At 58.3% G+C, this 26,406-nt stretch carries 23 protein-coding genes; 18 read left to right on the top strand and 5 right to left on the bottom strand.

The window, feature by feature from the left end; all coding sequences use genetic code 11:
* Window positions 1-213: 213 nt before the first annotated feature.
* From G7W63_RS12265 to G7W63_RS12335, 15 genes are all read left to right on the top strand, one after another.
* Window positions 214-1,551, top strand: coding sequence for an MFS transporter (locus G7W63_RS12265; protein ID WP_166258149.1), 1,338 nt, complete (start codon window positions 214-216; stop codon window positions 1,549-1,551).
* Window positions 1,552-1,734: 183 nt separating this feature from the next.
* Entirely contained in the window at window positions 1,735-5,484 is a 3,750-nt protein-coding gene (locus tag G7W63_RS12270; protein ID WP_166258152.1) for a nitrate reductase subunit alpha, read from the top strand.
* Entirely contained in the window at window positions 5,481-7,058 is a 1,578-nt protein-coding gene (gene narH, locus G7W63_RS12275) for a nitrate reductase subunit beta (protein WP_166258155.1), read from the top strand. The genes G7W63_RS12270 and narH overlap by 4 nt, the downstream gene beginning before the upstream one ends.
* Window positions 7,059-7,068: 10 nt before the next feature.
* A complete protein-coding gene (gene narJ, locus G7W63_RS12280) occupies window positions 7,069-7,806 on the top strand; it encodes a nitrate reductase molybdenum cofactor assembly chaperone (protein ID WP_166258158.1) in 738 nt (245 codons plus the stop codon).
* Window positions 7,807-7,824: 18 nt separating this feature from the next.
* Window positions 7,825-8,502, top strand: coding sequence for a respiratory nitrate reductase subunit gamma (narI, locus tag G7W63_RS12285; RefSeq protein ID WP_166258161.1), 678 nt, complete (start codon window positions 7,825-7,827; stop codon window positions 8,500-8,502).
* 18 nt (window positions 8,503-8,520) lie between these two features.
* Entirely contained in the window at window positions 8,521-9,327 is an 807-nt protein-coding gene (locus tag G7W63_RS12290) for a peptidylprolyl isomerase (RefSeq protein ID WP_166258164.1), read from the top strand.
* Between the two features lie 130 nt (window positions 9,328-9,457).
* Entirely contained in the window at window positions 9,458-10,189 is a 732-nt protein-coding gene (locus tag G7W63_RS12295) for a Crp/Fnr family transcriptional regulator (protein WP_166258167.1), read from the top strand.
* Between the two features lie 10 nt (window positions 10,190-10,199).
* Entirely contained in the window at window positions 10,200-10,553 is a 354-nt protein-coding gene (locus tag G7W63_RS12300) for a putative zinc-binding protein (protein ID WP_166258170.1), read from the top strand.
* Window positions 10,554-10,613: 60 nt separating this feature from the next.
* On the top strand, window positions 10,614-11,015 hold the full coding sequence (locus G7W63_RS12305; RefSeq protein WP_166258173.1) for a ribonucleotide reductase subunit alpha: 402 nt from the start codon (window positions 10,614-10,616) through the stop codon (window positions 11,013-11,015).
* Window positions 11,016-11,186: 171 nt separating this feature from the next.
* The gene (nosR, locus tag G7W63_RS12310) at window positions 11,187-13,313 is read left to right on the top strand and encodes a transcriptional regulator NosR (RefSeq protein ID WP_166258404.1); all 2,127 of its coding nucleotides are present in this window, start codon (window positions 11,187-11,189) and stop codon (window positions 13,311-13,313) included.
* 42 nt (window positions 13,314-13,355) lie between these two features.
* Window positions 13,356-15,254 carry a TAT-dependent nitrous-oxide reductase gene (gene nosZ / locus G7W63_RS12315; RefSeq protein WP_166258176.1) on the top strand — a complete coding sequence of 633 codons (1,899 nt, stop codon included), beginning with the start codon at window positions 13,356-13,358 and terminating at the stop codon, window positions 15,252-15,254.
* A 78-nt stretch (window positions 15,255-15,332) separates the two neighbouring features.
* Window positions 15,333-16,607: a nitrous oxide reductase family maturation protein NosD gene (locus tag G7W63_RS12320; RefSeq protein ID WP_166258179.1), complete on the top strand. Its 1,275-nt coding sequence runs from the start codon at window positions 15,333-15,335 to the stop codon at window positions 16,605-16,607.
* A complete protein-coding gene (locus tag G7W63_RS12325; protein ID WP_166258183.1) occupies window positions 16,607-17,566 on the top strand; it encodes an ABC transporter ATP-binding protein in 960 nt (319 codons plus the stop codon). The genes G7W63_RS12320 and G7W63_RS12325 overlap by 1 nt, the downstream gene beginning before the upstream one ends.
* Window positions 17,559-18,389, top strand: coding sequence for an ABC transporter permease (locus G7W63_RS12330; protein ID WP_166258186.1), 831 nt, complete (start codon window positions 17,559-17,561; stop codon window positions 18,387-18,389). The genes G7W63_RS12325 and G7W63_RS12330 overlap by 8 nt, the downstream gene beginning before the upstream one ends.
* Window positions 18,390-18,400: 11 nt before the next feature.
* Window positions 18,401-18,913, top strand: a complete 513-nt coding sequence (locus G7W63_RS12335; protein WP_166258189.1) for a nitrous oxide reductase accessory protein NosL — start codon at window positions 18,401-18,403, stop codon at window positions 18,911-18,913.
* Between the two features lie 6 nt (window positions 18,914-18,919).
* On the opposite strand, the gene moaA is transcribed toward G7W63_RS12335, so the two are convergent.
* From moaA to G7W63_RS12350, 3 genes are all read right to left on the bottom strand, one after another.
* On the bottom strand, window positions 18,920-19,912 hold the full coding sequence (gene moaA / locus G7W63_RS12340; protein WP_166258192.1) for a GTP 3',8-cyclase MoaA: 993 nt from the start codon (window positions 19,910-19,912) through the stop codon (window positions 18,920-18,922).
* Window positions 19,913-20,105: 193 nt separating this feature from the next.
* On the bottom strand, window positions 20,106-22,391 hold the full coding sequence (locus G7W63_RS12345; protein WP_166258195.1) for a nitric-oxide reductase large subunit: 2,286 nt from the start codon (window positions 22,389-22,391) through the stop codon (window positions 20,106-20,108).
* The gene (locus G7W63_RS12350; RefSeq protein WP_166258198.1) at window positions 22,384-22,533 is read right to left on the bottom strand and encodes a hypothetical protein; all 150 of its coding nucleotides are present in this window, start codon (window positions 22,531-22,533) and stop codon (window positions 22,384-22,386) included. Before G7W63_RS12350 ends, G7W63_RS12345 begins: the two co-directional genes overlap by 8 nt.
* Before the next feature lie 259 nt (window positions 22,534-22,792).
* Here G7W63_RS12350 and G7W63_RS12355 point away from each other — a divergent pair, with 259 nt between their 5' ends.
* From G7W63_RS12355 to G7W63_RS12365, 3 genes are all read left to right on the top strand, one after another.
* Entirely contained in the window at window positions 22,793-23,008 is a 216-nt protein-coding gene (locus tag G7W63_RS12355) for a hypothetical protein (protein WP_166258201.1), read from the top strand.
* An 80-nt stretch (window positions 23,009-23,088) separates the two neighbouring features.
* Window positions 23,089-23,472, top strand: a complete 384-nt coding sequence (locus G7W63_RS12360) for a YbaN family protein (RefSeq protein WP_166258204.1) — start codon at window positions 23,089-23,091, stop codon at window positions 23,470-23,472.
* 39 nt (window positions 23,473-23,511) lie between these two features.
* Window positions 23,512-23,949: an Rrf2 family transcriptional regulator gene (locus G7W63_RS12365; RefSeq protein WP_166258207.1), complete on the top strand. Its 438-nt coding sequence runs from the start codon at window positions 23,512-23,514 to the stop codon at window positions 23,947-23,949.
* Window positions 23,950-23,956: 7 nt separating this feature from the next.
* Here G7W63_RS12365 and G7W63_RS12370 read toward each other — a convergent pair whose 3' ends face one another.
* Together G7W63_RS12370 and G7W63_RS12375 are read right to left on the bottom strand one after the other, a co-directional pair.
* Complete coding sequence (locus G7W63_RS12370; RefSeq protein ID WP_166258210.1) at window positions 23,957-25,030, bottom strand: fatty acid desaturase family protein; 1,074 nt, start codon at window positions 25,028-25,030, stop codon at window positions 23,957-23,959.
* Between the two features lie 108 nt (window positions 25,031-25,138).
* A complete protein-coding gene (locus G7W63_RS12375) occupies window positions 25,139-26,242 on the bottom strand; it encodes a ferredoxin reductase (RefSeq protein WP_166258213.1) in 1,104 nt (367 codons plus the stop codon).
* Window positions 26,243-26,406: the final 164 nt, after the last annotated feature.

A 26,406-nucleotide genomic window follows, 5' to 3' on the forward strand; every position in this document is an offset into this window, starting at 1 on the left:
TGTAACATTGGCTGCGCCGTGGCGAGCTCCGGACCGAGCCCTATGGTAGCAACTGAGTGGCCCAATCCATAACGGTTTCGCCCGTCAGGCTACCTCTTTCAGAGTAGGCTCCTACCCCTGTAGTCATTGCCACCGATGACCTTTTGACCCTGAGTATCCCTGCGGCCAACACTTGTGCCATGCCCATAACTGAAGCCAGCAATGGAGCCAGGGATGAACAACAGTGAACCCATAGCGGGCCCCGACACCGACGCGCCCCTGAGCGTTGTGCTGCCATTGGCTTTCGTGGCGGTATTCATGGCGTTCGCCTGCTGGACGCTGTTGGCGGTCATGGGCGTGCATATGAAACAGATGCTGGCACTGAGCAGCACCAGTTTCGGGCTCCTCCTGGCAACACCTATTCTTTCGGGTGGTCTGCTTGCGGTGCCTATGGGGTTCCTTATCGAGGCTAGGGGCGGCCGGCAGGTGATTCTGGGTTGTCTCGCCGGGCTGAGCCTGGTGCTTGTCATACTGATGCTGGTAAAGAGTTACCTGGGGTTGCTTTTTGTCGCCACCGGACTCGGACTTTCCGGCGGCCTCTTTATCAGTGGTCTGCATTATGTGGTGGGCCACAGCGCGACCCACCGGATGGGTGTGGCCATGGGCTGCTGCGGTGCGGGAGTCATAGGGGCCGGATTCAGTTACCTGGCGGTACCGCTCATTCATGAGGCCTTCCGGTGGCAGGTCGCCCCCATGGCCTACATTTTGATTCTCGGGATCACCATGGCGCTCATTTACCTGCTGACGGATCCCGAAGGTCTGGCCGATATGAATAAGGCTGAGTCTTCAGAACCGGGGTCTGACCTCTGGCCCGGCCTTCTGGGCAGTTTCTGTCTCAGTTACAGCGTCCTCTTCGGCGGTTTCGTGGCGCTTGCACTCTGGCTGCCGGACTACCTGTCGGCTCAGCACGAGCTCAGCCTCAAAAAGGCGGCCGGACTGGCCATTCTGTTCATAGTGCCAGGGGCGCTGGCCCAGATTCCCGGCGGCTGGCTGGCGGACAGGCTGGGGCCCCAGCGGATTATCCGCTGGACCCTGCTGGTCTGTCTCGGGCTGTTGCTGGTTTTGTCCTATCCGCCCATGGATCTGGCTGTGACCGGCGTTGAGCAGGTCTATCTGGTGGAGTTCCGATTACCGGTGTCGGCCGTGGTTGCCATGCTGATGCTGCTCAGCACCGCCATGGGATTGGGGCTTGGCGGCCTGTTACGACAACTCTATGACTTCTTTCCACGACATATAGGCATTGCCGCCGGCTTCATGCTGCTGGCAGCCTGTCTGCTCACCTTTGCCTTGCCCCTGCTGTTCGGACTCGGCAACGACCTGGTTGGTATCCGCAGCATCGCCTTCATGCTCCTGTTCGTGGTAACCGGTATGGCGCTGGTTGTTTCAGAGTGTACCGCCCGTTCTGAAGAGAGACGGGTGCTGCTTGCCCGTTGCCGCGCTCGCAAACTCTCCTCCGCCCACGCTCCTGTTGCTCAACCCGCAATGCCAGAAGACGACATCAGACTGATCTGAGTGCTCTATCCCGTTGGGGGTAGATGCTGGCTATGTCGGGGTAACCACGCAGATTCCAGGGTTTTTATCCGGGACAATGACAATCAACGGAATACGCACTGGCGCCCGGGCACGTTGTCCGGTCATTACATCAGCCAGCGCACCAGAACCATAGAGTCCGGTGAACGACCGCGGAGAGCGACCATGAGTCATTTGATCGATAAGCTGAATTACTTTAGACAGAAGCGCGAACCGTTTTCAGACGGCCACGGCGAAACCCACGATGTAAACCGTGACTGGGAAGATGGCTACCGGTCGCGCTGGCAGCATGACAAGGTCGTGCGGTCGACCCACGGGGTCAACTGTACCGGCTCCTGCAGCTGGAAAATCTACGTCAAGAACGGTCTGGTGACCTGGGAAACCCAGCAGACCGACTACCCTCGCACCCGGCCAGACCTGCCGAACCATGAGCCACGGGGCTGCCCACGGGGCGCCAGTTATTCCTGGTACATGTACAGCGCTAACCGGCTCAAGTATCCCCTGGCCCGCACACATCTGCTCAAGCTCTGGCGGGCAGCCCGCAGTGAGCATGCTGATCCGGTAACTGCCTGGGCTTCGATCGTAGAGGACCCGGAAAAGGCCAAAAGCTACAAGGTACGTCGGGGCATGGGCGGATTCGTGCGCTCCACCTGGGAAGAACTCAACGAGCTGATCGGCGCGGCCAACGTCTACACTGCCAAGAAACACGGCCCGGACCGCATCTTTGGTTTCTCACCGATTCCGGCCATGTCCATGGTTTCCTACGCTGCCGGCAGTCGCTACCTGTCGCTGATCGGCGGCGTCTGCATGAGTTTTTATGACTGGTACTGCGACCTGCCTCCGGCATCACCCATGACCTGGGGCGAGCAAACTGACGTGCCGGAATCCGCCGACTGGTACAACAGCGGCTACATCATCGCCTGGGGCTCCAACGTGCCCCAGACCCGTACGCCGGATGCCCACTTCTTTACCGAAGTCCGCTACAAGGGCACCAAGACCGTTGCCATTACCCCTGACTACGCGGAAGTGTCAAAGCTCTCCGATGAGTGGCTTAACCCCAAGCAGGGCACCGATGCGGCGCTTGGCATGGCCATGGGCCACGTCATTCTGAAAGAGTTCCACATTGACAACCCCAGCGACTACTTTACCGATTACGTCCGTCGTTACACCGACATGCCCTACCTGGTCATGCTGGAGGCCCGGGAAGACGGTAACTACGCTCCTGGCCGGTTCCTGCGAGCCAGCGACTTGGTGGACTCCCTGGCCGAGAGCAACAACGCCGAGTGGAAGACCATCGCACTCGACGAAGCCAGTGGTGAGCTGGTGGCACCCAACGGCTCCATCGGTTACCGCTGGGGCGAGAAGGGCAAGTGGAACCTCAAGCAGATCGCAGGTAAGGATCAAACCGAGCACAAGCTGCGCCTGTCACTGGTCGACAAGCATGACGACGTGGTCAATGTCGGCTTCCCTTACTTCGGCGGCATCACCCACGAGCACTTCCCCCATGTGGAAGGCAAGGACATCCTGGTTCACAAGCTGCCGACCCGCAAAGTAACCCTGGCAAACGGCGAAATTGGCCACCTGGTCACCGTATTCGACCTGATGATTGCCAACTATGGCATCAGCCGCGGACTGGGCGATGACGACGGCGCCACCGACTTTGATCAGGTGCGGCCCTACACTCCAGCCTGGCAGGAAGGCATCACCGGTGTACCCCGGGACAAGGTCATCCGTATCGCCCGGGAGTTCGCGGACAACGCCAACAAGACCAAAGGCCGGTCAATGATCATTGTCGGTGCCGGTATGAACCACTGGTACCACATGGACATGAACTATCGTGGTCTGATCAACATGCTGATCATGTGTGGCTGTGTCGGCCAAAGCGGTGGTGGCTGGGCCCACTATGTTGGCCAGGAAAAACTCCGCCCGCAGACCGGCTGGCAGCCCCTGGCCTTTGGTCTGGACTGGCAGCGTCCGCCCCGTCACATGAACTCCACTTCCTTCTTTTACGCCCATTCCGGTCAGTGGCGTTACGAGAAGCTGGGCGTCGACGAGATCCTATCGCCCATGGCAGACAAGAAGCGCTTCGGTGGCAGCCTGATCGACTACAACGTGCGGGCCGAGCGGATGGGCTGGTTGCCCTCTGCGCCCCAGCTGAACCGCAACCCCCTGGGTATTGCGGCTGAAGCTGAAAAAGCCGGCATGGAAGTGTCAGATTACGTGGCGAAAAGCCTGAAAGACGGCTCCCTGGCGTTTGCCTGTGAAGATCCGGAAGCGCCCCAGAACCACCCGCGCAATATGTTCATCTGGCGGTCGAACCTGCTGGGCTCCTCCGGCAAGGGCCACGAGTACATGCTCAAGTACCTGCTGGGCACCAAGAGCGGCCTGCAGGGCAAGGACCTGGGTGAAGAGGGCGGACTCAAGCCGGAAGAGGTGGTCTGGCACGACAAGGCGCCGGAAGGCAAGCTTGACCTGTTGGTGACCCTGGACTTCCGCATGTCCACCACCTGTCTGTACTCGGACGTCGTGCTGCCTACAGCGACCTGGTATGAGAAAGATGACCTCAATACCTCGGACATGCATCCGTTCATCCACCCGCTGACCGCAGCCACGGATCCCGCCTGGGAAGCACGCAGTGACTGGGAGATCTACAAGGGCATTGCCAAGGCGTTCTCCAAGGCAGCCGTGGGCCACCTTGGGGTGGAAAAGGATGTGGTGACACTGCCACTGCTGCACGACGCACCGGCAGAGCTTGGCCAGCCTACTGATGTGAAGGACTGGAAGCGCGGCGAGTGCGACCTGATTCCGGGCAAAACCGCACCCAGCTTCATCACCGTTGAGCGCGACTACCCCAACACCTACGCCCGCTTTACCGCGCTGGGTCCGCTCCTTGAGAAGCTGGGTAACGGCGGCAAGGGCATCAGCTGGAACACCGAGAAAGAGGTCACGTTCCTCAAGGCCCTCAACCATTCGCATCTGGCTGGCGCCAACGCGGGTATGGCCAAGATCGAGTCGGCCATTGATGCGGCCGAAGTCATCCTGTCCCTGGCGCCAGAAACCAATGGTCAGGTCGCCATGAAGGCTTGGGCGGCCCTGTCGGAGTTTACCGGTCTGGACCACAGCCACCTGGCACGACCCAAGGAAGAGGAGAAGATCCGCTTCCGGGATGTAGTGGCCCAACCCCGCAAGATCATTTCCAGCCCGACCTGGTCTGGTCTTGAGGACGAGCATGTGTCCTATAACGCTGGCTACACCAACGTTCACGAGCTGATTCCCTGGCGCACCCTGACCGGTCGGCAGCAGTTCTACCAGGACCATGAGTGGATGCGTGCCTTTGGCGAGAGCCTTCTGGTCTACCGCCCACCCATCAACACCAAGACCACGGCTTCGATGCTGGGCAAGAAGCCTAACGGTAACAAGGAGAAGGCCCTCAACTGGATCACGCCGCACCAGAAGTGGGGCATTCACAGCACTTACAGCGACAACCTGCTGATGCTGACCCTGTCCCGGGGTGGCCCGATCGTATGGCTGAGTGAAGACGATGCCCGCGAGATCGATGTGGTGGACAACGACTGGATCGAGCTGTTCAACGTCAATGGTGCCATTGCGGCGCGGGCGGTGGTGAGTCAGCGGGTCATGCCGGGCATGGTGATGATGTATCACGCCCAGGAACGCCTGGTGAACATTCCCGGCTCGGAAGTAACCGGCACCCGCGGCGGTATTCACAACTCGGTTACCCGGGTTTGCCCCAAGCCGACCCACATGATTGGTGGTTATGCACAGCAGTCCTACGGCTTCAATTACTACGGCACCGTCGGCTCCAACCGGGACGAGTTCGTGGTAATCCGCAAGATGCACCGCATCGACTGGCTGGATGATGAAGGCAATGACACCGTACAGGAGTCCGTAAAATGAAAATTCGTTCCCAGGTCGGCATGGTTCTGAACCTCGACAAGTGCATCGGTTGCCACACCTGTTCGGTTACCTGCAAAAACGTATGGACCAGCCGCGAAGGCATGGAGTACGCCTGGTTCAACAACGTCGAAACCAAGCCCGGTATCGGTTACCCGAAAGAGTGGGAAAACCAGGAGAAATGGAAGGGCGGCTGGATTCGCGACACCAACGGCAAGATCCGGCCCCGTATCGGCGGCCGCTTCCGGGTATTGGCGAATATTTTCGCCAATCCGGACCTGCCGGAGATCGACGACTACTACGAGCCATTCGATTTCGACTACCAGCACCTGCACACCGCCGGTGACAGCAAGCACCAGCCGATCGCCCGCCCGCGCTCACTGATTTCCGGTAAGCGCATGCAGAAGATCGAATGGGGCCCCAACTGGGAAGAGATCCTGGGTACCGAGTTCGCCAAGCGCCGCAAGGACAAGAACTTCGACCAGATCCAGGCGGACATCTACGGCCAGTTTGAAAACACGTTCATGATGTACCTGCCCCGGCTGTGTGAGCACTGCCTGAACCCTGCCTGTGTCGCCGCCTGCCCAAGTGGCGCGATCTACAAGCGGGAAGAGGACGGTATCGTGCTGATCGACCAGGACAAGTGCCGAGGCTGGCGCATGTGCGTCAGTGGCTGCCCCTACAAGAAAATCTATTACAACTGGAAAACCGGCAAGTCCGAGAAGTGCATCTTCTGCTACCCGCGGATTGAAGCGGGTCTGCCGACCGTCTGTTCCGAGACCTGTGTCGGTCGTATCCGGTACCTGGGCGTGCTGCTATACGACGCTGACCGTATCGAGGAAGTTGCCAGCGCGCCAGGTGAGCACGAGCTCTACGAGCGCCAGCTGGAGATCTTCCTGGATCCATTCGACCCGCAGGTCATTGCCCAGGCCCGTAAGGACGGCATCCCGGACAACGTGCTCAAGGCGGCCCAGGAATCGCCGGTCTACAAGATGGCAGTGGACTGGAAACTGGCCCTGCCACTGCACCCGGAATATCGCACCCTGCCGATGGTGTGGTATGTGCCGCCGTTGTCGCCGATCCAGTCCGCAGCCGAGGCCGGCAAGGTTGCTTTCAAGGGCATTTTGCCCGACATCGAGAGTCTGCGGATTCCGGTCAAGTATCTTGCCAACCTGCTCACTGCAGGCGATGAAAAGCCGGTGGTACGGGCCCTGAAGCGGATCATGGCCATGCGTCTGTACAAGCGTGCAGAAACCGTTGAAGGGGTTGAAGACCTGACCGCGCTGGAAGAGGTTGGCCTGACCAAGGCCCAGGCAGACGACATGTACCGCTACCTGGCCATTGCCAACTACGAGGACCGTTTCGTCATTCCCACCAGCCACCGTGAGCTGGCAAAGGAGGCGTTCCCGGACGCCACCGCCCACACCGAGCGAAACGGTTGCGGCTTCAGCTTTGGCGACGGCTGCGGCGGTGGAACCAGCGAGTTCAGCCTGTTCGGCGGCCGCAAGCACACCACAACCATGGTCAAGAAGCTGACAACGGTTCAGCAGGTCGACCCCAAGCAGCTGCAGGACTGAGGACACCATCATGATGCTATTAAAAGTATTGGCAAGGCTGCTGGATTACCCCACGGCCGAGTTGCAGGAAGCCCGGGACGTTATGGTCAGTGTGGTGCTGGAAGACAGCCACCTGCCCGCCAATGACAAGCAGGGACTGCTGCGCTGCATTGAGCTGCTCTGCACCGGTGACCTGATGACCCATCAGGAAGAGTACGTGGCCACATTTGACCGCGGGCGATCGGTTTCTCTGCTGCTGTTTGAACACGTGCATGGGGAATCCCGGGACCGTGGCCAGGCCATGGTGGATCTGATGGAAGCGTACAGTGCCGCGGGGCTTGAGATCGATGCCCGGGAGCTGCCGGACTACCTGCCGCTGTTCCTGGAGTATCTGTCCACCCGGCCTTTGAGCGAGGTGAAGAACTGGCTGGAGGATATCCACCACATTCTGGGCCTGCTGGCAGAACGGCTTTTCCAGCGTGAGAGCTGTTACCAAGCGGTGTTCGAAGCCCTGGTGACGCTGGCGGGTCAGTCCACTGATCGTCGTGAGCTGGCCGCGATTGTGGCAAGCGAGCTGCGGGACGATACCCCTGAGGCGCTGGATAAAGTCTGGGAAGAGGAGATGGTCAAATTCGTAGGCGACGCGGGCGAGTCCTGTGGCAACAGCGATGTGGTGGGCCAGCGCCGGCGGGAGCTGGACAGGGTGCAGACCATCCACCTCAGTGAACAACTGATTACGGATGCCGGACGTCCGGCAGGCCGGGCCTAGGGCAGAGGAGCTACGACCATGAACTACCTGAATACACTGTTATTCGGCATCTATCCCTACATTGCCCTGGCCGTCTTCGTGATCGGCTGCTGGGCCAGGTATGACCACGGCCAGTTCACCTGGCGGGCAGGGTCCAGCCAGATGTTGCGCAAGAAGAATGTCCGCTGGGCGAGCATTATGTTCCATGTGGGCATCATTGTGATCTTCTTCGGCCACCTCATCGGCCTGCTGATTCCCCACTGGATGTACGAACCCTTCATGACGCCGGGCACCAAGCAGGTGCTGGCCATCGTGGTTGGTGGTATCGCTGGGGTCTTCTGCCTGGTCGGCGGCACCATGCTGTTCGTACGGCGTGTAACCGACCCTCGCATTCTTGCCAGCAGTACGGTTGGGGATATCCTGATCATCGGCATCCTGATGGTTCAGGTCCTGCTGGGTCTGCTGACCATCCTGCCCACTCTGGGACACCTGGATGGCGCCACCATGCAGCTGTTCGCTGCCTGGGCCCAAAGCATCTTTACCCTGCAGGGCGGCGCGGCTGACTACATTGCCGAGGTTCACTGGATCTACAAACTCCATATATTCCTGGGCCTGACCATCTTCCTGGTGTTCCCGTTCAGCCGCCTGGTGCACATGTTCAGCGTGCCGCTAGAGTACTTCACCCGTAATGCTCAGGTTGTGCGCAAGCGCGCCTGACCTGGAAGGAGACTGATCATGCAGATGATCCCCGTCGGTGACGCCGACAAGCCAAGAAACCAGTTCCCGCCGGTAAGGGTGGGGGACACGCTGATTCCGGAAGAGGCCATTGCCCTGGAGATGCAGCATCATCCGGCCGAAGAAGTCAGTGCTGCGTGGCATCAGGCCGCTTTGGGCCTGGTGATAAGGGAGCTGCTCATTGCCCAGGCCGATCGCCTGGGCATTGACCCCGGCCTGGAAGAGGACGCGCGCCTAGCGAACCTGCTCGATCAGGAGCTTGACGTGCCAGAGATGGATGACGCTGCCTGCGAGCGTTTCTATCAGGCCAACCCGGAGCGCTTCTGCAGCCCGACCCTGCTGGCGGTCAGCCATATTCTGCTGGCTGCTGCCCCGGATGATGTGGATGAGCGCTTTCGGCAGGAGCAAGTCGGCAAGGAACTGCTGACATTTCTTGCCCAGGGGCGGGTCCGCTTTGATGAGCTGGCCCGACAGTACTCGGCCTGTGAATCCCGCCACCAGGGCGGCAGCCTGGGTCAGATCAGCAGGGGCCAGACGGTGGATGAGTTCGAGCGTCCTGTCTGGCGTCTTTCGGAGGGCCTGAGTCAAGAGCTTGTTGAGAGCCGGTATGGCTGGCACCTGGTTCGTGTGGACCAACGCATAGAGGGTAAGCAGCTGCCCTACGAGCATGCCCGTCCCAAGATCCGGCAGTATCTGCTGGAAAGCGTCACCCGGCGGGCATTGCGTCAGTACCTGCAGGTGCTGGCGGCAGAGTATGGTGTGGAGGGGGTCGATCTTGAACTGCCAGACTCTCCGCTGATGCAGTGAGCTGATAACGTCACGTATTACCTCTTAACATCCCGCCACCTACCCACAAAGGGGGAGCGATCCCCCGGCGTCCAGCCCGTAACATGAAGACTGTACTCCGTTTACTGGCAGACAAAGGGTGGGTGGCACCATGATCGCAATAGCACAGGCTTCGGCTCTAACAAAAATGATGGCGGCAAATGAGCCGGACACCGAGTTCGACGCCCTTCGCGCCCACGCACTGTTCAGTGCCTTCCGAGATGAAGACTTTGCTGCCGTTACTGACCAGCTGCGCCGGGTGACCCTCAGCCCCAGGGAACTTCTGTATCGCCAGGATACGCCGGCGGCTCACTTCTATTTTGTAGTTTCAGGCCGGCTACGCCTTTATCGGCTGGATGCCACTGGTGTGGAACGAACCCTCGACAGCCTGGCCCCCGGCGACTGCTTTGCCGAAGTGATGATCTACGCCGATCCTCCCCGTTACGCCTGTTATGCCGAAGCATTGAAAGCCAGCGAGGTGCTGATGATTCCTATCCGCGCCTACCGAGACATATTGACCCGCCGCCCGGCCTACGCTGAAAGCGCGCTGCGCCATTATGCAGGCCGTGCGGTGGAGCGCTTTCACGACCTGGAAATCATGACTCTCCAGAATGCCCGCGACCGGCTGGTGCGCTACCTGGTGGATTTGCTCCCTGAGGGGCTGCTCAGCAATGTCGAGGTGGAACTACCGCTGCCCAAGTGCCTGGTGGCCTCCCGGCTTGCCATGCAGCCGGAAACCCTGTCACGGCTTCTGCACGAACTGAAAACATCAGGTCTGGTGAGGGTCAATCGGGGCCGCCTGTTCATTCAGGACCCCAGCCGTCTGGTCCAGTTCGGGCAGTAGGGAGAGTGCAATGACCGCTCGCAAACAGCGTCCGTTGATCTATTCCTGCTCTGGCTGCTCTGATGTAGCCCAGCTGGCCAACAATGCGGCGGTGCAGCTGGACCATGAGGGTGTGTTCGAGATGTCCTGTATCTCCGGTGTTGGTGGCAAGGTCCCGAGCCTGGTCAAGACGGCACGCTCGGGACGTCCGGTCACGGTGATTGATGGCTGTCCGCTGCATTGTGCCCGGGCCTGCCTCGAGAATATCGGTGTCACCCCCGACGATCACGTCCGGCTCTATGACTACGGCTACAGAAAACGCTACGGCAAAAGCTATGACGCAGAGGCTGTCATCAGTATCTGCAAAACCATACTCGAACGTTAGGACAGCAGTGCCTGACAGTCAGTTTTTCCTGTTCAATCTTCTGTTTAAGGGAGTGTTCCCATGATCTCCAGCTACACCGACCTGATTCAGGTCGTGGAAACTCAGGCTGAACCCCAGCGGCTGCTGTTTGTGTTCTGCCGTGCCGAACTACCGGAAGACGCCTCTGCCGCTGAGAAGGCCAGCTTCGAGAAAGGCGAGGGTGGCGCACTGACACCTGTGGTTTGTGTCGACAAGGCACCGGAGGAGGTGGCAGATTTCCAGTCACTGGTGGCCGAGTCCCGTCAGACCGGGCAGCCATGGGACATGGTATTTGTGGCCGCCATGTCGGGGCGAGGCGGAATAGCGCCGTCATCTGATGAAGCCCAGCAACCCCTGACCATGATGGTGGAATCGATCAGACTGGGGCACCTGGGAAATTACCTGCCCCTGGGGCAGGACGGCCACGCGATCAGTCTCAATTGATGCAGATCATGTGCCGGTCTGCCCCGGGCACCACCTCGACTATGCTTCTTTTACCTCAGTATACGCCGTTCGGGTCTCCGAGCAGTCGGCCTAGTGCTCTGAATGCATTAAAAATTCCTATGTCGGACTGCCGGGGGATGAGTGACCGTTAAGCGCTTGCCAGCTGTTTTTATGATTCTGTTCCTGTGCTTTATGGTGGCTCAGGCCGAAGCGGTGCAGCTGAATGAGTACGAGCCCATCGCTGCCCGTCAGGTCATCACAGAAGCACTACCATCCGCTACCCGATTTGAATCCCGGGAAGGCAATCGCGCCATACAGGAGCTGTACGCCGGCGACGAGCTGGTAGGCTATGCCTACCAGACACTCGATTTCGTCCAGACCCCTGCCTATTCCGGTAAACCCCTGAACGCCATGGTGGTGCTGGACCCGTCGGGAGAAATTATTAGCGCCCGGGTAATCGAACATCACGAGCCCATATTGCTGGTCGGCATCCCGGAACGGAAGATGCACGAGTTCACCGAGCAATATACCGGCCTAAAGGCCGACCAGAGAGTGACCGTCGGCGGTACATCAACGGAAGAGAAAATTGCCGTGGATGGGCTTTCTGGTGCCACGGTCACAGTCATGGTCATAAACGAGGTGATCATGCGCTCAGCCCACCGGGTCGGGGAGGCGCTTGGCCTAGTGGAAGGCGGGGCCGATCAGCGACCGCCGATTGCCGAGGTCAGAAGGGATACCTTTGAGGAGAAAAGCTGGGCAGAACTGACCGGTGACGGCTCCATTCGTCGCCTGAACCTTACCCGGGGGCAGGTCGACGACGCCTTCGTAGGCACACCCGCTGAGGGAGTTGAGGCTGCGATCGAAGCCGAGCGCGATGAGTCACTGATCGACCTCTACGCCACCTATCTTAATGTTCCTACCATTGGTCGCAACCTTCTGGGTGAGTCCCAGTACGAGCGGCTGCAATCCCGCCTTGAAGAGGGCGAGCATGCCATCGCTGTCATGGCGAGGGGGGACTACTCATTCAAAGGCTCCGGGTATGTGCGTGGAGGCATATTCGATCGGATCCAGGTGCGCCAGTTCGGCGATACCTTCAACTTCCGCGATCGTGACTATATCCGGTTGAGCGATGTATACACCGAAGGTATGCCTGCGTTTAATGAAATGGCGCTCTTTATCATCCGCCAGCAGTACCAATTTGACCCAGGCAGTCCCTGGGCGTTGGAACTTACCGTCAAACGCCAGACCGGTCCGTTGGACAGCGAGTTCCAGGTATTTCCCCTGACCTACCAGTTGCCAGACCAGTACTACACCCGCGCCGAACCCGAGCCTGGCAGTGCCGAAGCCATGGCGGATCAGCCCATGTGGGTTCAGGTTTGGGATCAGAGGGAGTTCCAGATCATTGTCCTTGGCATTGGTATTGGTGTGCTGCTGCTTATCATGTTCTTCCAGGACTGGCTGACCCGGCGACCCAGGTTTCTTCGCCCACTGCGCCATGCGTTTCTGATCTATACCCTGTTCTTTATCGGCTGGTACGCCATGGGTCAGCTGTCCATCGTCAATGTTCTGACCTTTACCCACAGCCTGTTCACGGATTTCACCTGGAGCACCTTTCTGATAGATCCGGTCATTTTCATGCTCTGGACCGCTGTTGCCGGCATCATCCTGATGTGGGGCCGGGCCGTCTACTGTGGCTGGCTGTGCCCGTTTGGCGCCTTGCAGGAGCTGCTTAACGAGATAGCCCGCAAGGTCAAGATACCCCAGTACGAGGTGCCGTTTGCTATTCACGAACGACTCTGGGCCATCAAATACCTGATTCTGCTGGTGCTGTTCGGTGTCTCCCTGGGCTCTATCGCTCAGGCGGAGCTTTTGGCCGAGGTGGAACCCTTCAAGACCGCAATAACACTCAAATTTGACCGCAGCTGGCCTTTTGTGACCTATGCGGTGCTGCTGCTGGTAGTCAACCTGTTCACCCGCAAGGTGTTCTGCCGATACCTGTGCCCCCTCGGTGCAGCCCTTACCATTCCTACTCGTTTCCGGATCTTTGACTGGCTCAAGCGTCGCCGGGAGTGTGGTAACCCCTGCCAGCTCTGCGCCAAGGAATGTGAGGTGCAGGCCATCCATCCAGACGGCACCATCAACTACATGGAATGCCATTACTGTCTGGATTGCCAGGTGACCTACTTCGATGACCATAAATGTCCGCCGCTGATCATGAAGCGACGTGGACGCCGAGGCCGCAATGCCTCGGATGACGAGGCATCACCGGAGCGAATTCCAGCGGTTCAGGTGGGGTGAAACCGGCCTGCCAGTATTTGATCGAAAAACAGGAGAAAACTGATGACCAAGAAAGACGATATTGTCCAAGGTGAAGGTACAAAGTCTGGCGGCCTCAGCCGTCGTGGCTTCCTGGGGGCAACGGCACTGGCGGGTATTGGGGGTGCTACGGGGCTCGGATCCCTGGTGATGACCCGGGAATCCTTCGCAGCGGCTGCAGAAGAAGCTCGTAACAACTATGTGGTGCATCCAGGCGAATTGGACGAATACTACGGCTTCTGGAGCGGTGGCCATTCCGGTGAGGTGCGGGTCATGGGCGTCCCTTCCATGCGCGAGCTGATGCGGATTCCTGTATTCAACGTGGACTCAGCCACCGGCTGGGGTATCACAAATGAAAGCAAGGATGTGTTGGGCCATGATAATACGTTCCTGAATGGCGATGCTCACCATCCCCACGTGTCGATGACCGATGGGCGTTACGACGGCAAGTACCTGTTCATCAATGACAAGGCCAACACCCGGGTAGCACGTATCCGTCTCGACATCATGAAGTGTGACAAGATCACGACGGTTCCTAACGTTCAGGCCATCCACGGCCTACGGCTGCAGAAAGTCCCAAAGACCAATTATGTGTTCTGTAATGCCGAGTATGTCATTCCCCATCCTAACGAAGGGTCTGACATGGAGAACATGGAGAATCACTTTACCATGTTCAACGCCATTGACGCGGAAACCATGGAAGTGGCTTTCCAGGTTATCGTGGATGGCAACCTCGACAACACCGATGCCGATTACACCGGCCGCTATGCCTGTTCCACCTGTTACAACTCGGAGAAGGCCCTGGACCTGGCGGGCACCATGCGCAACGACAGGGACTGGGCCGTGGTATTTCACATCGAGCGTATTGAAAAAGCGGTCAAGGACGGCAGCTACAAAACCATCGGCGACTCAAAGGTGCCGGTATTGGACGGTCGCAAGGGTTCCGACTTCACTCGCTACATTCCCGTACCAAAGAACCCCCACGGACTGAACACCTCCCCCGACGGCAAATATTTCATGGCCGCAGGAAAGCTCTCGCCGACCGTCACGATCATTGCCATCGACAAGCTGGATGATCTGTTCGCCGGCAATCTGAACGAAGAACGTGATGTTGTTGTGGGTGAACCGGAACTCGGCCTTGGGCCCCTGCACACGACTTTTGATGGTCGTGGCAACGCCTACACCACCCTGTTCATCGACAGTCAGGTAGCGAAATGGAATATCGAGGATGCCATTCGTCACTACAACGGCGAACAAGTGGATTACCTGCGCCAGAAGCTGGATGTGCATTACCAGCCCGGCCATAACCACGCGTCCCTGACCGAATCTCGCGACGCCGACGGCAAATGGCTTGTCGTGCTGTCCAAGTTCTCCAAAGACCGGTTCCTGCCGGTCGGCCCGCTGCATCCCGAGAACGACCAGTTGATCGACATTTCCGGAGAGGAAATGAAGCTGGTCCATGACGGCCCCACGTTTGCGGAGCCCCATGACTGCATACTGGTACGTCGTGACCAGATCCAGACCAAGAAAATCTACGAACGGGATGATCCGTTCTTCGCCAGTGCCCGTGAACAGGCGGAAAAAGACGGCATCACCCTGGAGGCCGACAACAAGGTCATCCGGGACGGCAACAAGGTCAGGGTGTACATGACCTCCATTGCACCGCAATTCATGTTGACCGAGTTCAAGGTGAAGCAGGGCGATGAAGTGACCGTGTACGTGACCAACCTCGATACCATCGAGGACGTTACCCATGGTTTCTGTATGGTTAATCACGGAGTAAGCATGGAGATCAGCCCCCAGCAGACCGCCTCTGTAACCTTTACAGCAGACAAGCCGGGTGTTCACTGGTACTACTGCAACTGGTTCTGCCATGCCCTGCACATGGAAATGGTTGGCCGCATGCTGGTTGAAAAAGCCTGACAAAGGGCCACTAAGGCATGAAAAAACCGGGGTACCCATGGTGCTCCGGTTCACCCCTTCACCTCATAGTGAGACGGAATGCGTCTATTCACGGGTTTCGGGTCGGTATGCGCCTGTTTACTGGCGATAACTGCCCAGGCCGATATTCAGCAACGACTGGATGCGCTGGAAAGCGGCGCCAGCTATACCTTACCTGTGGGAACACTTGGCCCGTTGACAATCAATGTGTCCGGCGTAAACGTGCGCTGTGCCGACGATACCGTGATTGATGGTGGAAAAGCGGGCACAACGGTCGCTATCCACGCGCCCGATGTCACGCTGTCAAACTGCAGAATAAGAGACTGGGGCCATAACCTGAATGATATGGACGCGGGCATATTCGTGGCCCGTGAAGCTCGGGGTGTGGAGCTCCGGGACAATGACCTGAAAGGGCCGGCCTTCGGCATCTGGCTTGATGCGGCGCCGGACGCAAAAGTCCTTGGCAATCGCATTGAGGGCGAGCCTGACCTGCGCTCCCAGGACCGTGGCAACGGCATTCATCTGTTCAATACCCAGGGCGCACTGATTGAAGACAATGCGGTCAGTCATACCCGCGATGCCATCTACATAGAGACGTCAAACAACAACCGCATCCGCAACAATGTCATGAGCGACCTGCGCTATGGCATCCATTATATGTATTCCCACGATAATCTGATCGAGGGCAACCTGACCCGCAATACCCGGACTGGGTACGCCCTCATGCAGAGCAAGCGTTTGACTGTGACCGGCAACCGCTCTGTCAACGATGGGAATTACGGCATTCTTATGAACTTCATTACCCAGTCGACCATCAGCGGCAATCACGTCTCCGGAGTCACGACCGGCGAAACAGCCGGTGTGGCGGTCTTGGGCGGGGAGGGCAAGGCCGTTTTTATATACAACTCCCTCTATAACGAATTCAACGGCAATGTTTTCCAGGACAGTGATATCGGCATTCACCTCACCGCCGGCTCGGAAGAAAACGAGGTGTTTGGCAACGCCTTCATTAACAACAAACGTCAGGTTAAATATGTGTCTACCCGGACCCAGGAATGGTCAACGGAGGGCCTGGGCAATTTCTGGAGTGACTATCTGGGCTGGGACAGAGACCAGGACGGCATTGGCGATATACCCTACGAACCCAACGATAATATTGATCGTCTGCTCTGGACCTATCCTGAAGCGCGGATACTGATGTTCAGCCCCGCGGTCGACACCCTGCGATGGGTGCAGGAAGCCTTCCCTGTGGTCAAGGCGGCCGGCGTTACCGATGATTTTCCGCTGATGCGCCCGCCCCGGGCCCTGGTGATCCAAGCACAACCGGAGAGATGATGAGCTGTTTCCATCTGGAAAACGTGTCTTACCGATACCACAAGAAAACAGTCCTGCAGGGGATCGACCTGCACCTGGAGCCCGGGGAGATACTTGGCCTCTTCGGGCATAACGGCGCCGGTAAAACCACCTGTATCAAACTTATCCTCGGCCTTATGCCGCCGTGGAAAGGCCGGATCTCCGTACTCGGTGGTGAGGCAGGGCAGGCGGATGTTTCCCAGCATATCGGGTATCTGCCGGAAAACGTCATGTTCTACCCCCAACTGACCGGGCGCGAGATCCTCTCCCATTTCGCGCGCCTCAAGGGTGCATCCTTAAGCCAAGTGCCCGAACTGCTTCGTAGCGTGGGGCTGGAAGGCGCCATGGGCCAACGGGTAAGAACCTATTCCAAAGGCATGCGCCAGCGCCTGGGGCTGGCCCAGGCGCTGTTGGCAAGCCCGCGGCTGCTGATGCTGGACGAGCCGACAGTAGGGTTGGATCCGGTAGCCACCGCAGACCTGTACCGGTTATTGCGGCGCCTCCGGGACGCCGGTACGGGCATAGTTCTATGCTCCCACGTACTGCCCGGTGTGGAGCCCTATATTGATCGGGCCGCAATTCTCACAGACGGCACACTCAAGGCTTGTGGCAGCCTGTCGGCACTCAGGCGCCAGGCAAACCTGCCGGTCACGCTCCTTATCGAGCCGGCCTCCGGCAATGAGCAGCTGGAGGAAGTTATTGAGCAGTCCGGGATCGCCGGCCGCAAGACCACCGTGGTCGATGGCAAGCTGGTGGTGGACGTGCATCCGGCCGATAAGATGGAGGTCATCGAGAAACTGGTGGCCACCGGCGCCCTGCGGGACCTGAGTATCAGCCAGCCGTCCCTTGAAGACCTCTACGTCCACTTTATAGGCTCCGAAAGCCTGGCTCATCGTGGCGCCGAGAATAAACCCATTGCGGAACAGGAAACCCATGAATAGCATCTGGACAATTGCCCGCAAGGAGCTCAGCGACAGCCTGCGTAACAGGTGGTTGCTGGCTATCGCCCTGGTATTCGCCACCCTGGCTCTGGGCATTGCCTGGTTCGGGGCCGCGGCTTCAGGCAGTGTCGGCTACGCGTCCACCCCGGCTACCATCGCAAGTCTTGCAAGTCTTGGCATTTTTCTTATTCCGCTCATTGCCCTGTTACTGGCATACGATGCCATTGTGGGCGAAGAGGAAGGCGGTACCCTGCTACTGCTCATGACCTACCCCCTGAGTCGGGGCCAGCTCCTGCTGGGCAAGTTCCTGGGCCATGGCCTGACCCTGGCACTGGCAACACTGCTGGGCTTCGGGGTGGCGGGGGTGGCCATCTCGGTGCTGGTGGATGATGTTGCAGTGGCAAGCCTGGCGGCAGCCTTGTTGCGGTTCATTGTGTCGTCCATTCTGCTGGGCTGGGGCTTCATCGCCCTGGCCTATATGGTCAGTGTGCGGGTCAGCGAGAAACCTGTGGCCGCTGGCCTCGCCCTGGCGATCTGGTTTTTCTTTGTGCTGATTTTCGATCTTGTGCTGCTCGGTGTGCTTGTCGCCAGCGAGGGCGCCATGAACCCGGAACTGCTGCCCTGGCTGTTGCTGTTCAATCCGACGGATATTTACCGTCTGCTCAACATAGTGGCGTTCAGTGGTGAGGCTCAGCTTACCGGTGTACTCAGCCTGGGGTCAGACCTGCCGGTCGGACAGGCCGGCTTGTGGCTGGCGCTCGTACTTTGGTTTGTCGCGCCTCTGGCTGCCGCCTGGGGTCTTTTTCGCAAACGTGCGCTATAGGGAGTCACTCAATGCTCAGGCTTTGTTCCGTCAAGTTTTGTGTTGTCGCACTTGTCACCCTGCTCGCTCTCATCGGATGCTCGGGCGACGAGGAGCAAGTGGTTGTCAAACCGGAGCCTGTTTACTTTGAATCGGGAGACGAGTGCCATGTCTGCGGCATGGTCATCGAGCGTTTCCCCGGACCCAAAGGACAAGCCATCCAGCCGGATGACAAAGTCGTGCGCAAATTCTGTTCAACCCGGGATATGTTCTCGTGGCTGCTCCAGCCTGAGAATGTGAAGCGTAATCATGTCCTCTATGTACACGATATGGCGCAGACTCACTGGGAAGCCCCCGACGATACTGCGCTGGTAGATGCCCGGGAGGCGTTTTTCGTGGTGGGGTCCGGGCTGTCGGGAGCAATGGGGCCAACTCTGGGCGCGTTTGCCGACCAGGCTGACGCCCGGGCGTTTGCCGATGAGCATGGTGGTCAGGTTGTGGCTTTTGAAGAGATCACCCTCGAGCATCTGAGGATGGAGCCGTAATCGGTATCAACCGCCGGTCATATTCATGAAACGCAGAATCTGAACATCACCATTGGTATTGAAGTGGTGGCGTTCGGGTTTGAGGTCCATGGCGTCAACAATGGCCTGCTTGAGTTTAATGTCATCCACCGGATGAGCCCGGAGCACCCGGCGCAGGTCTGCGGAATGCTCGTTGCCCAGGCAAAGTAGCAACCGGCCCTCTGCGGTGACGCGCACGCGGTTACATGTGCCGCAGAAGTTGTGGGAATGGGGCGAGATGAAGCCCACCTGGACCGGGCTGTCCTGCATGCGGTAATAACGGGCGGGGCCGCCGGAATCGGTCGTTGCCGGAACCAGCGTATGGTGTCTCTGGATGATCTCGCGAACCTCATCACTGCTGCAGAAGGCTTCTTCACGATCATGCTCTGTCACCACACCCAGGGGCATCTCTTCAATAAAGCTGATATCCACTTTTTTCCGACGCGCGAATTCGATCAGCTCTGGAACTTCCTGATCATTGCGTCCTTTCATCACGACGGTGTTGAGCTTGATGCCACGGAATCCGGCTTCCCGGGCGGCGTCAATGCCGTCAAGTACCTGCGACAGACGGCCGGTGCGGGTGATGCGTTGAAATTTGTCGGGGTCCAGGGAATCCAGACTGATGTTGACCCGGTGTAAGCCTGCTTTTTTCAGGGCTTCGGCCATGTGGGGAAGCTGACTGCCATTGGTGGTCATGGCGAAATCTTTCAGACCAAAACTGCCGACTTCCTTGACCAGTTGCAGGATGTCCCTACGTACCAGAGGCTCGCCACCGGTAAGACGGATCTTTTCCGTACCCAGATCGGCAAAGGTCCGGGCCAGCCGGGCTATTTCTTCCAGGGTCAGCACCTGCTGGCGGGGCAGGAAGGTCATGTCTTCTGCCATGCAATAGACGCAACGGAAGTCACAACGGTCGGTGACCGATAGGCGGACGTAGTTGATGGTGCGTCCAAAGCGGTCGGTCAGCGGAGCTTTCGCCATGCCGGGGCTTTTCCCTTTTCAGGTGGAGTTACTTCACTATCTCAGAAGGCTGACGCGGAGTCGATACCTCTGGGGGAGTAGACCCAGTTTCAACCTTGCCATGCCGCATGGGGTGACGCCTCCAGCTGGCGTCAATCGAACACAAAAAAGGGGCGCCATGTTTGGCGCCCCTTCTCGTTGGTTAGGTTCAGGTTCAGACAATCTGCGTGATTACCTCCTCAGAGGCGTCAGTCTCGGGGCCCAGTTCAGGGAAGAAGACTCCCTTGACCACCTGCCAGGCCACGGCCAGGGCGCCGATGATGAAGACCACGTCGCCGAAAGTCCGGACCCAGCGCAGGGTCTGGAGCAGTTCGGACTGCATGAAGCCTTCACTACGGGCGTACCACAGGCCTTCGCTGGCGCTGGCGGCGAACTGGATCAGGCCGATCGGCAGCAAGCTGGTGAACAGCATCAGCACCAGGCCGGCATTAAGCCACCAGAATCCAACTTTCATCACACGCTCATCGAACCGGATCCGTGGCTGGATATAGCGCAGGATCAGCAAAACGAAGCCCAGGGCGAGGAAGCCGTAGACACCGAACAGGGCCGCGTGGGCGTGGGTCGGCGTCGTGTTCAGACCCTGGATGTAGTAGAGCGCGATCGGCGGGTTGATCATGAAGCCGAGTACACCGGCGCCAAGCATGTTCCAGAAGGCAACAGCGACGAAGAACATCAGCGGCCAGCGCACATTTTCCATCCAGGGCGCGCGGGACTTCAGGCGCCAGTTTTCCCAGGCTTCATAGCCCAGTACCACCAGGGGCACCACTTCCAGGGCGCTGAAGGTAGCGCCCACGGCCATGATCGGTGTGGTGGTACCTGAGAAGTACAGGTGGTGGAAGGTTCCGGGGATACCGCCGAGCATGAACAGGGAGGCGGAAGCCAGGCTGGCTGCGGTGGCAGTGGTCCGGGAGACCAGGCCCATGGAGCAGAAGATCAGAGCCAGGGCAGCGGTCGCGAACACTTCAAAGAAGCCTTCAACCCACAGATGCACGATCCACCAGCGCCAGTACTCCATGACTGAGAGGTGGGTGCGCTCGCCGTAGAAGAAGCCGGCGCCGTAGAACAGACCGATGGCGACCACCGAGGCGGTCAGAAGCGCCAGCAGGTTTTTATCACCAGGCTGTTTCAGGGCAGGGCCGATACCGCGCATCATCAACACCAGCCAGAAGACGATGCCGAGGAACTTGCCGATCTGCCAGAAGCGCCCCAGGTCAACGTACTCGTAGCCCTGATGGCCGAACCAGAAGCTGAGGTTCGCAGGCATGATCTGGTTGATGGCAAAGAAGTTACCGATGAATGAGCCGCCAACTACGGCTACCAATGCCCAGAACAGGATATCCACGCCGATTTTCTGGAACTTGGGATCCTTGCCGCCATTGATGATCGGAGCCAGGAACAGGCCGGCGGCGAGAAAACCGGTCGCAATCCAGAACATGGCCGCCTGAATGTGCCAGGTACGGACCAGGGAGTAGGGCAGCCACTTGGAAGTCTCGATACCATAGAAACCCTGGCCTTCGACAGTGTAGTGCGCAGTAAAACCACCTAGAAAAACCTGGAGAATGAACAGGCCGATCACCAGCAGCAGGTATTTACCCAGGGCACGCTGGGAAGGGGTAATGTCGAAGGTAGTCAGGGGATCTCGCAGCGGTGTAGCCACTTCTTCTTCGTGCTCACGACGGAGAAAGGCCCAGGCCCAGATCAGGCCACCAACGCCGGCAATCAGCAAGATGATACTGATCAGTGACCACATAATGTTCTCGGCGGTGGGCACATTGTCGATCAGCGGCTCGTGTGGCCAGTTGTTGGTGTAGGTTGCGCCACCTTCGGTGCGCTCAGTGGCCGCCGCCCAGGCGGTCCAGAAGAAGAACTGCGTCATCTTTTCACGGCGCTCTGCATTGGGCAGGGTGCCTTCCTTCATGGCGTAGTTCTCGCGAGTGTTCTGCAGTGTCAGGTCATCGCCAAAAAGCCGGTCATAGTAGTCAGCGGTTTCGGCGATGGCCTGGGTACGACGCTCTGACAGCACCACGGTGGACGTGGCCTCGTCATAGCTGTTGGTACGGTATTCGGTCTTTAACTGGTATTGCAGGGCGTTCTGACGCTCACCATCGAGCTCGTGGTAGGTCTTACCGTAGGTTTCCTGGGCTGCAATTTCCAGCCAGGCCATCAGCTCCCGGTGCAGCCAGTCCGCAGTCCAGTCGGGAGCCTGGTAGGCACCGTGACCCCAGATTGAACCCAGTTGCATGCCGCCAACGGATTGCCAGGCGGTCTGACCGTCCAAAATGGTTTCCTCGGTCATCAGTTCTTCGCCATTCGTGCTGACCACATGGTCCGGAATAGGCGGCGCTGACCGGTATACTTCGGCGCCGAAGTACCCGAGCAGGGTAAAGGTGATCCCTACGATGGCGATCAGTATGAACCATAGCTTCTTGTATTCACCCATGGTTGTTTCTCCCCATGCGGCTGTCGGTGCGGCCGTAGACGGCATTTTCGTTGTGAATCTGGTCCATCAGGTGGTGAGGCACCCCCGCGGTGCCTGGCAGGGTCCGGGCAGGATGCCCGGGAGGTCGGTTTACTGCTTTCATGGGTTTTCCTCTCTCGGCGCGCCCGTGTGCTTGATTCCACAGGCCGATGCTCTCTTAAACTCACGGTAATGTTACGACCAAAGAAAGAAGATGTATAGAAAATGAATCAATAAAATAATGGGTAGAGAATATGTACCCCAAAAGGGGTAAGAGGTCTTGCTATCTTTTGTACAGACTAGTTTTTTTAGTTTTATAACTTGCGATCTGCAATTAATGACTCTATCTTAAAGATGTATTTAAAATATTTATGAGGTGAGATATGAGTCTGCTTCTCAGAATGTCGAACAGGTCCCTACTGGTCTGCGTGGTTGCCTTGGTGGTGTCTATTCTGCTGGCTTATCCATACGCTGACCTTCTCTCCATGCCGGCCCAGATCGCATCGCACATTGCCACCCTGGTTTTTGCCACCGGTATCAAGATTTCCTATGTTGCCCGGCTGGTCTCGCTAAAGTCTCTCGGGCTGCCGGTACATTAATGTAGAATAGGGTCAGGACAGCAGGCGTAACGGATGAGTGAGGGTTCTGCCCGCCAGGTCGGGTTTGAGGAAGGCCAGCTATGAGCGATACATCTGGTGAGTATGGGCAGGTCAGACCGGGCTACCAGTGTCTGGCGTACATCAGCGTTGCCCTTGCCATGCTCGGGGCAGCGTTGCCGCTGTTGCCGACCACACCCTTCCTGTTAGTAGCGGCCTGGGCGGCTCAACGGGGTTCGCCAAGGGTTGCAGCCTGGCTGGCGCGCCATGGATTGTTCGGACCCATGCTTGAGGATTGGCGTGAGCGGGGTGCTGTGTCGGTCACTGCGAAAGGGCTGGCCTGTATCCTGATGGCAACAAGCCTCGCCGTCGTGTGGCTTACCTCGGGTTCGGTCTGGCTGGTGAGCGGACTCGGTGTGCTGTTCTGCCTGGTGGCCGGCTTTTTGTTGACACGGCCGTCCCGGTAAGCCCGGGGCTTTGCTGGTTTGCTGTAACGGAGAATGTAAATGCAGATAACGCGCTATACGGATTACTCCCTGCGGGTACTGATGTACCTCGCGGTACAGGGAGACCGTTTGGCCACCATCCGTGAGATTGCGGAAAGCTATGACATTTCCCGCAACCATCTGATGAAGGTGGTGCACCAGCTCAACCGCAAGGGCTACATCGAGACGGTACGTGGCAAGAATGGCGGGCTCCGGCTTCACCTGAAACCCGCGGACATAAACCTGGGGGTGGTCATGCGGGAAACCGAGCCCGATTTTGAGCTGGTGGAGTGCTTCTCTTCGAAGAACAAGTGCAACATCACTCCGGTATGCAATCTCAAACACGTCATTGCCGAGGCGCTGCAGTCCTTTCTAAACACCCTGGATCAGTACACCCTGGAGGACCTGCTGCCGGAAAAGAACCGGCCCCAGTTGATGCGGATTCTCCAGATCGTCTGACTCTTCCTCAGGCTGCCTCGAGTCGCATGCGCACCTTGTCAGGCAGCGAGAACTTGAGGATACGCTGGAGTACAGTGCTGTACTGCTTCCGGAAAGTACCGGAGTTGTAATGAATGCCATGCTTTTCACAGACTGCCTGCACCCGGGGTGAAATCTCGCGATAACGGTGGGCCGGCAGGTCCGGGAATACGTGGTGCTCTATCTGATAGCTCAGGTGCCCGCTGAGCACGTGCATCCAGTTGGGTCCGGTAAAGTTGCTTGAACCGGTCAACTGGCGCAGATACCAGTGGCCCTTGCTTTCGTTTTCACACTCGGCCTCGCTGAAGGTTTCCGCGTCCTGGGTAAAGTGGCCGCAGAAAATGACGGTGGATGACCAGAGGTTGCGGATCAGATTGGCGCCGATATTACCGACCAGCACAATGGGGGCCACGGGCAAAGTTACCACCGGAAAGAACACATAGTCCTTGAAGGCCTGGCGGCCGCCCTTGCGGAAGAATTCCTTCAGGAAGCCTTTCTTCTCTGCCAGACTGATCTCACCGCGACGCACCCGCTCGAACTCCAGTTCATGCAGGCCAACACCCCATTGGAAAAAGCTGCTCAGCAGAACATAGTTCGCGAACTGGAGGGTATGGGCAGGTTTCCAGCGGCGGTCATCACTCAGCCGAAGCAGGGCATAACCGTAGTCCCGGTCCTTGCCAATGATGTTGGTGTAAGTGTGGTGCTCGTAGTTGTGGGTACGGCGCCAGGAGTCCCCGGTGCAGGCAGTGTCCCACTCATAGGTCTGGGAATGCAGCGACGGGTCGTTCATCCAGTCGTACTGGCCGTGCATGACATTATGGCCAATTTCCATGTTTTCCAGAATCTTGGACAGCCCCAGGCTGGCCACAGCCGCCACGAATACCGGCGGTATGAAACCAAAAGGCATCATCACGCGGCCGCCCACCTCAAGGGAACGGTGGAGACGGACGATCTTTCGGATGTAGTTGGCGTCCCGTTCGCCCAGGTCCGCAAGAACGTCCTGGCGAATGGCATTGAGATCCTGTTCGAGTTCGTTCAGTTGTGCTTCGTTCAGTTTTTTCATGGTTCAACTCCCTGTCCCGGACTGTTCGATGATTAGTAGCCGGGAAGTCAGATAGAGAATATGGTGCTGAGGGCTGCCGGAGGCGACTTTACAGTCGCCGGACGAGCCTCACAGCTCAATGGTGACCGGCCCCTGGGGTACGGAAATACACAGCTGAATGGTCTCTTCGCCCGGGCCGGATGCCTGTCCGGTCAGACGGTTTACCACCGTGCCACTGGCTTTCTTACAGCTGCACTGGTGGCAGATGCCCATGCGACAGCCATAGCGGGGAGACAGATTGGCCGCCTCGGCAATTTCCAGCAGTGGCGCATCACCCTCGGAGGTGACCCCGGTATTGCTGCGGCTGAAGGTGACTTCGCCGCCCAGGTCGTCGGAGGCCAGCGCGGCCTTGGGCACCGAGAAGAACGTACTGTGGATGCGGTCCTTTCTGATATTGCGCTGGCCCAGCAGCTCCTGGGCCAGGTCCATCAGCCCCTGAGGACCGCACAGGTAACAGCGGCGTTCGTCAATGCCGGCCACGCCATCAAGATGGGTGCTACTTAGAAATTGCGGCGTTGCGCTTTCATTGGTTGCCACTATTTCCAGGGTCAGGGCGAGCCAGCTCTGGCGCAGGTCATAAAGCTTCCGGGCCCCGATGATGTCGGCCTGGGTCCGGACAAAGTAGAGCAGGGTCACCGGAGCGCTGTATTCGGAGGCTGCCAGGGTTTCAAGCTGGCTCAGCACCGGTGTGATGCCACTGCCACCGGCTATGTAAAGCGCCGGCTCCTGATCCTCGGGCACTCGGAAATCGCCGAAGGCATCGCCCACGCCAACAACGTCGCCGACCTGAAGGTTGTCGTGTATCCAGTTTGTCACCAGGCCACCAGGCAGTCGCTTGATGGTGAGCGTAACGGTGCCGTCGCTATGCCACTGCCGCGGTGAACTGGAAAGACTGAAGGTGCGGTTGCGTCTGATACCATCGATGTCCACGCCAATATTGACGTGCTGGCCTGCCTCGAAGCCAGCCCAGCGGGAGGCGGGCTCCAGCAGAAAAGTCTTGGTATCTACGGTTTCGTCGGTCACGGACCTGACCCGGGCCGGTACGTACTGGCGCACCCACATCGGGTTGAGCTTCTCCAGCAGCGGGTCAAAAAAGGCAGCCGGATCTTCCCGATTAAAAAGCTGCTTGCCCAGCCACCGCAGTGAAGGATTCTGTTCGAGTAATGACAGCATGGTTTCTCTCCCCATGTGTACAAGTGTTCACTAGATGTGAACGAATGTACACAAGACGATGTGGGGCTGTCAATAAGGAGTATCCTGCGTGATTGCTGAGATTAACCGATTGAATGTCATGATATTGGTCAACAAACGTTCTTTCAGAGCTATCTTGTCCAGCC

The organism is Marinobacter salicampi (assembly GCF_011074795.1).
GTDB lineage: Bacteria > Pseudomonadota > Gammaproteobacteria > Pseudomonadales > Oleiphilaceae > Marinobacter > Marinobacter salicampi.

Excerpts from the sequence above, each read along its gene's own strand:
- G7W63_RS12265 (WP_166258149.1), top strand. The coding sequence starts at position 214 with ATGAACAACAGTGAACCCATAGCGGGCCCCGACACCGACGCGCCCCTG.
- G7W63_RS12270 (WP_166258152.1), top strand. The coding sequence starts at position 1,735 with ATGAGTCATTTGATCGATAAGCTGAATTACTTTAGACAGAAGCGCGAA.
- narH (WP_166258155.1), top strand. The coding sequence starts at position 5,481 with ATGAAAATTCGTTCCCAGGTCGGCATGGTTCTGAACCTCGACAAGTGC.
- narJ (WP_166258158.1), top strand. The coding sequence starts at position 7,069 with ATGATGCTATTAAAAGTATTGGCAAGGCTGCTGGATTACCCCACGGCC.
- narI (WP_166258161.1), top strand. The coding sequence starts at position 7,825 with ATGAACTACCTGAATACACTGTTATTCGGCATCTATCCCTACATTGCC.
- G7W63_RS12290 (WP_166258164.1), top strand. The coding sequence starts at position 8,521 with ATGCAGATGATCCCCGTCGGTGACGCCGACAAGCCAAGAAACCAGTTC.
- G7W63_RS12295 (WP_166258167.1), top strand. The coding sequence starts at position 9,458 with ATGATCGCAATAGCACAGGCTTCGGCTCTAACAAAAATGATGGCGGCA.
- G7W63_RS12300 (WP_166258170.1), top strand. The coding sequence starts at position 10,200 with ATGACCGCTCGCAAACAGCGTCCGTTGATCTATTCCTGCTCTGGCTGC.
- G7W63_RS12305 (WP_166258173.1), top strand. The coding sequence starts at position 10,614 with ATGATCTCCAGCTACACCGACCTGATTCAGGTCGTGGAAACTCAGGCT.
- nosR (WP_166258404.1), top strand. The coding sequence starts at position 11,187 with ATGATTCTGTTCCTGTGCTTTATGGTGGCTCAGGCCGAAGCGGTGCAG.
- nosZ (WP_166258176.1), top strand. The coding sequence starts at position 13,356 with ATGACCAAGAAAGACGATATTGTCCAAGGTGAAGGTACAAAGTCTGGC.
- G7W63_RS12320 (WP_166258179.1), top strand. The coding sequence starts at position 15,333 with ATGCGTCTATTCACGGGTTTCGGGTCGGTATGCGCCTGTTTACTGGCG.
- G7W63_RS12325 (WP_166258183.1), top strand. The coding sequence starts at position 16,607 with ATGAGCTGTTTCCATCTGGAAAACGTGTCTTACCGATACCACAAGAAA.
- G7W63_RS12330 (WP_166258186.1), top strand. The coding sequence starts at position 17,559 with ATGAATAGCATCTGGACAATTGCCCGCAAGGAGCTCAGCGACAGCCTG.
- G7W63_RS12335 (WP_166258189.1), top strand. The coding sequence starts at position 18,401 with ATGCTCAGGCTTTGTTCCGTCAAGTTTTGTGTTGTCGCACTTGTCACC.
- moaA (WP_166258192.1), bottom strand. The coding sequence starts at position 19,912 with ATGGCGAAAGCTCCGCTGACCGACCGCTTTGGACGCACCATCAACTAC.
- G7W63_RS12345 (WP_166258195.1), bottom strand. The coding sequence starts at position 22,391 with ATGGGTGAATACAAGAAGCTATGGTTCATACTGATCGCCATCGTAGGG.
- G7W63_RS12350 (WP_166258198.1), bottom strand. The coding sequence starts at position 22,533 with ATGAAAGCAGTAAACCGACCTCCCGGGCATCCTGCCCGGACCCTGCCA.
- G7W63_RS12355 (WP_166258201.1), top strand. The coding sequence starts at position 22,793 with ATGAGTCTGCTTCTCAGAATGTCGAACAGGTCCCTACTGGTCTGCGTG.
- G7W63_RS12360 (WP_166258204.1), top strand. The coding sequence starts at position 23,089 with ATGAGCGATACATCTGGTGAGTATGGGCAGGTCAGACCGGGCTACCAG.
- G7W63_RS12365 (WP_166258207.1), top strand. The coding sequence starts at position 23,512 with ATGCAGATAACGCGCTATACGGATTACTCCCTGCGGGTACTGATGTAC.
- G7W63_RS12370 (WP_166258210.1), bottom strand. The coding sequence starts at position 25,030 with ATGAAAAAACTGAACGAAGCACAACTGAACGAACTCGAACAGGATCTC.
- G7W63_RS12375 (WP_166258213.1), bottom strand. The coding sequence starts at position 26,242 with ATGCTGTCATTACTCGAACAGAATCCTTCACTGCGGTGGCTGGGCAAG.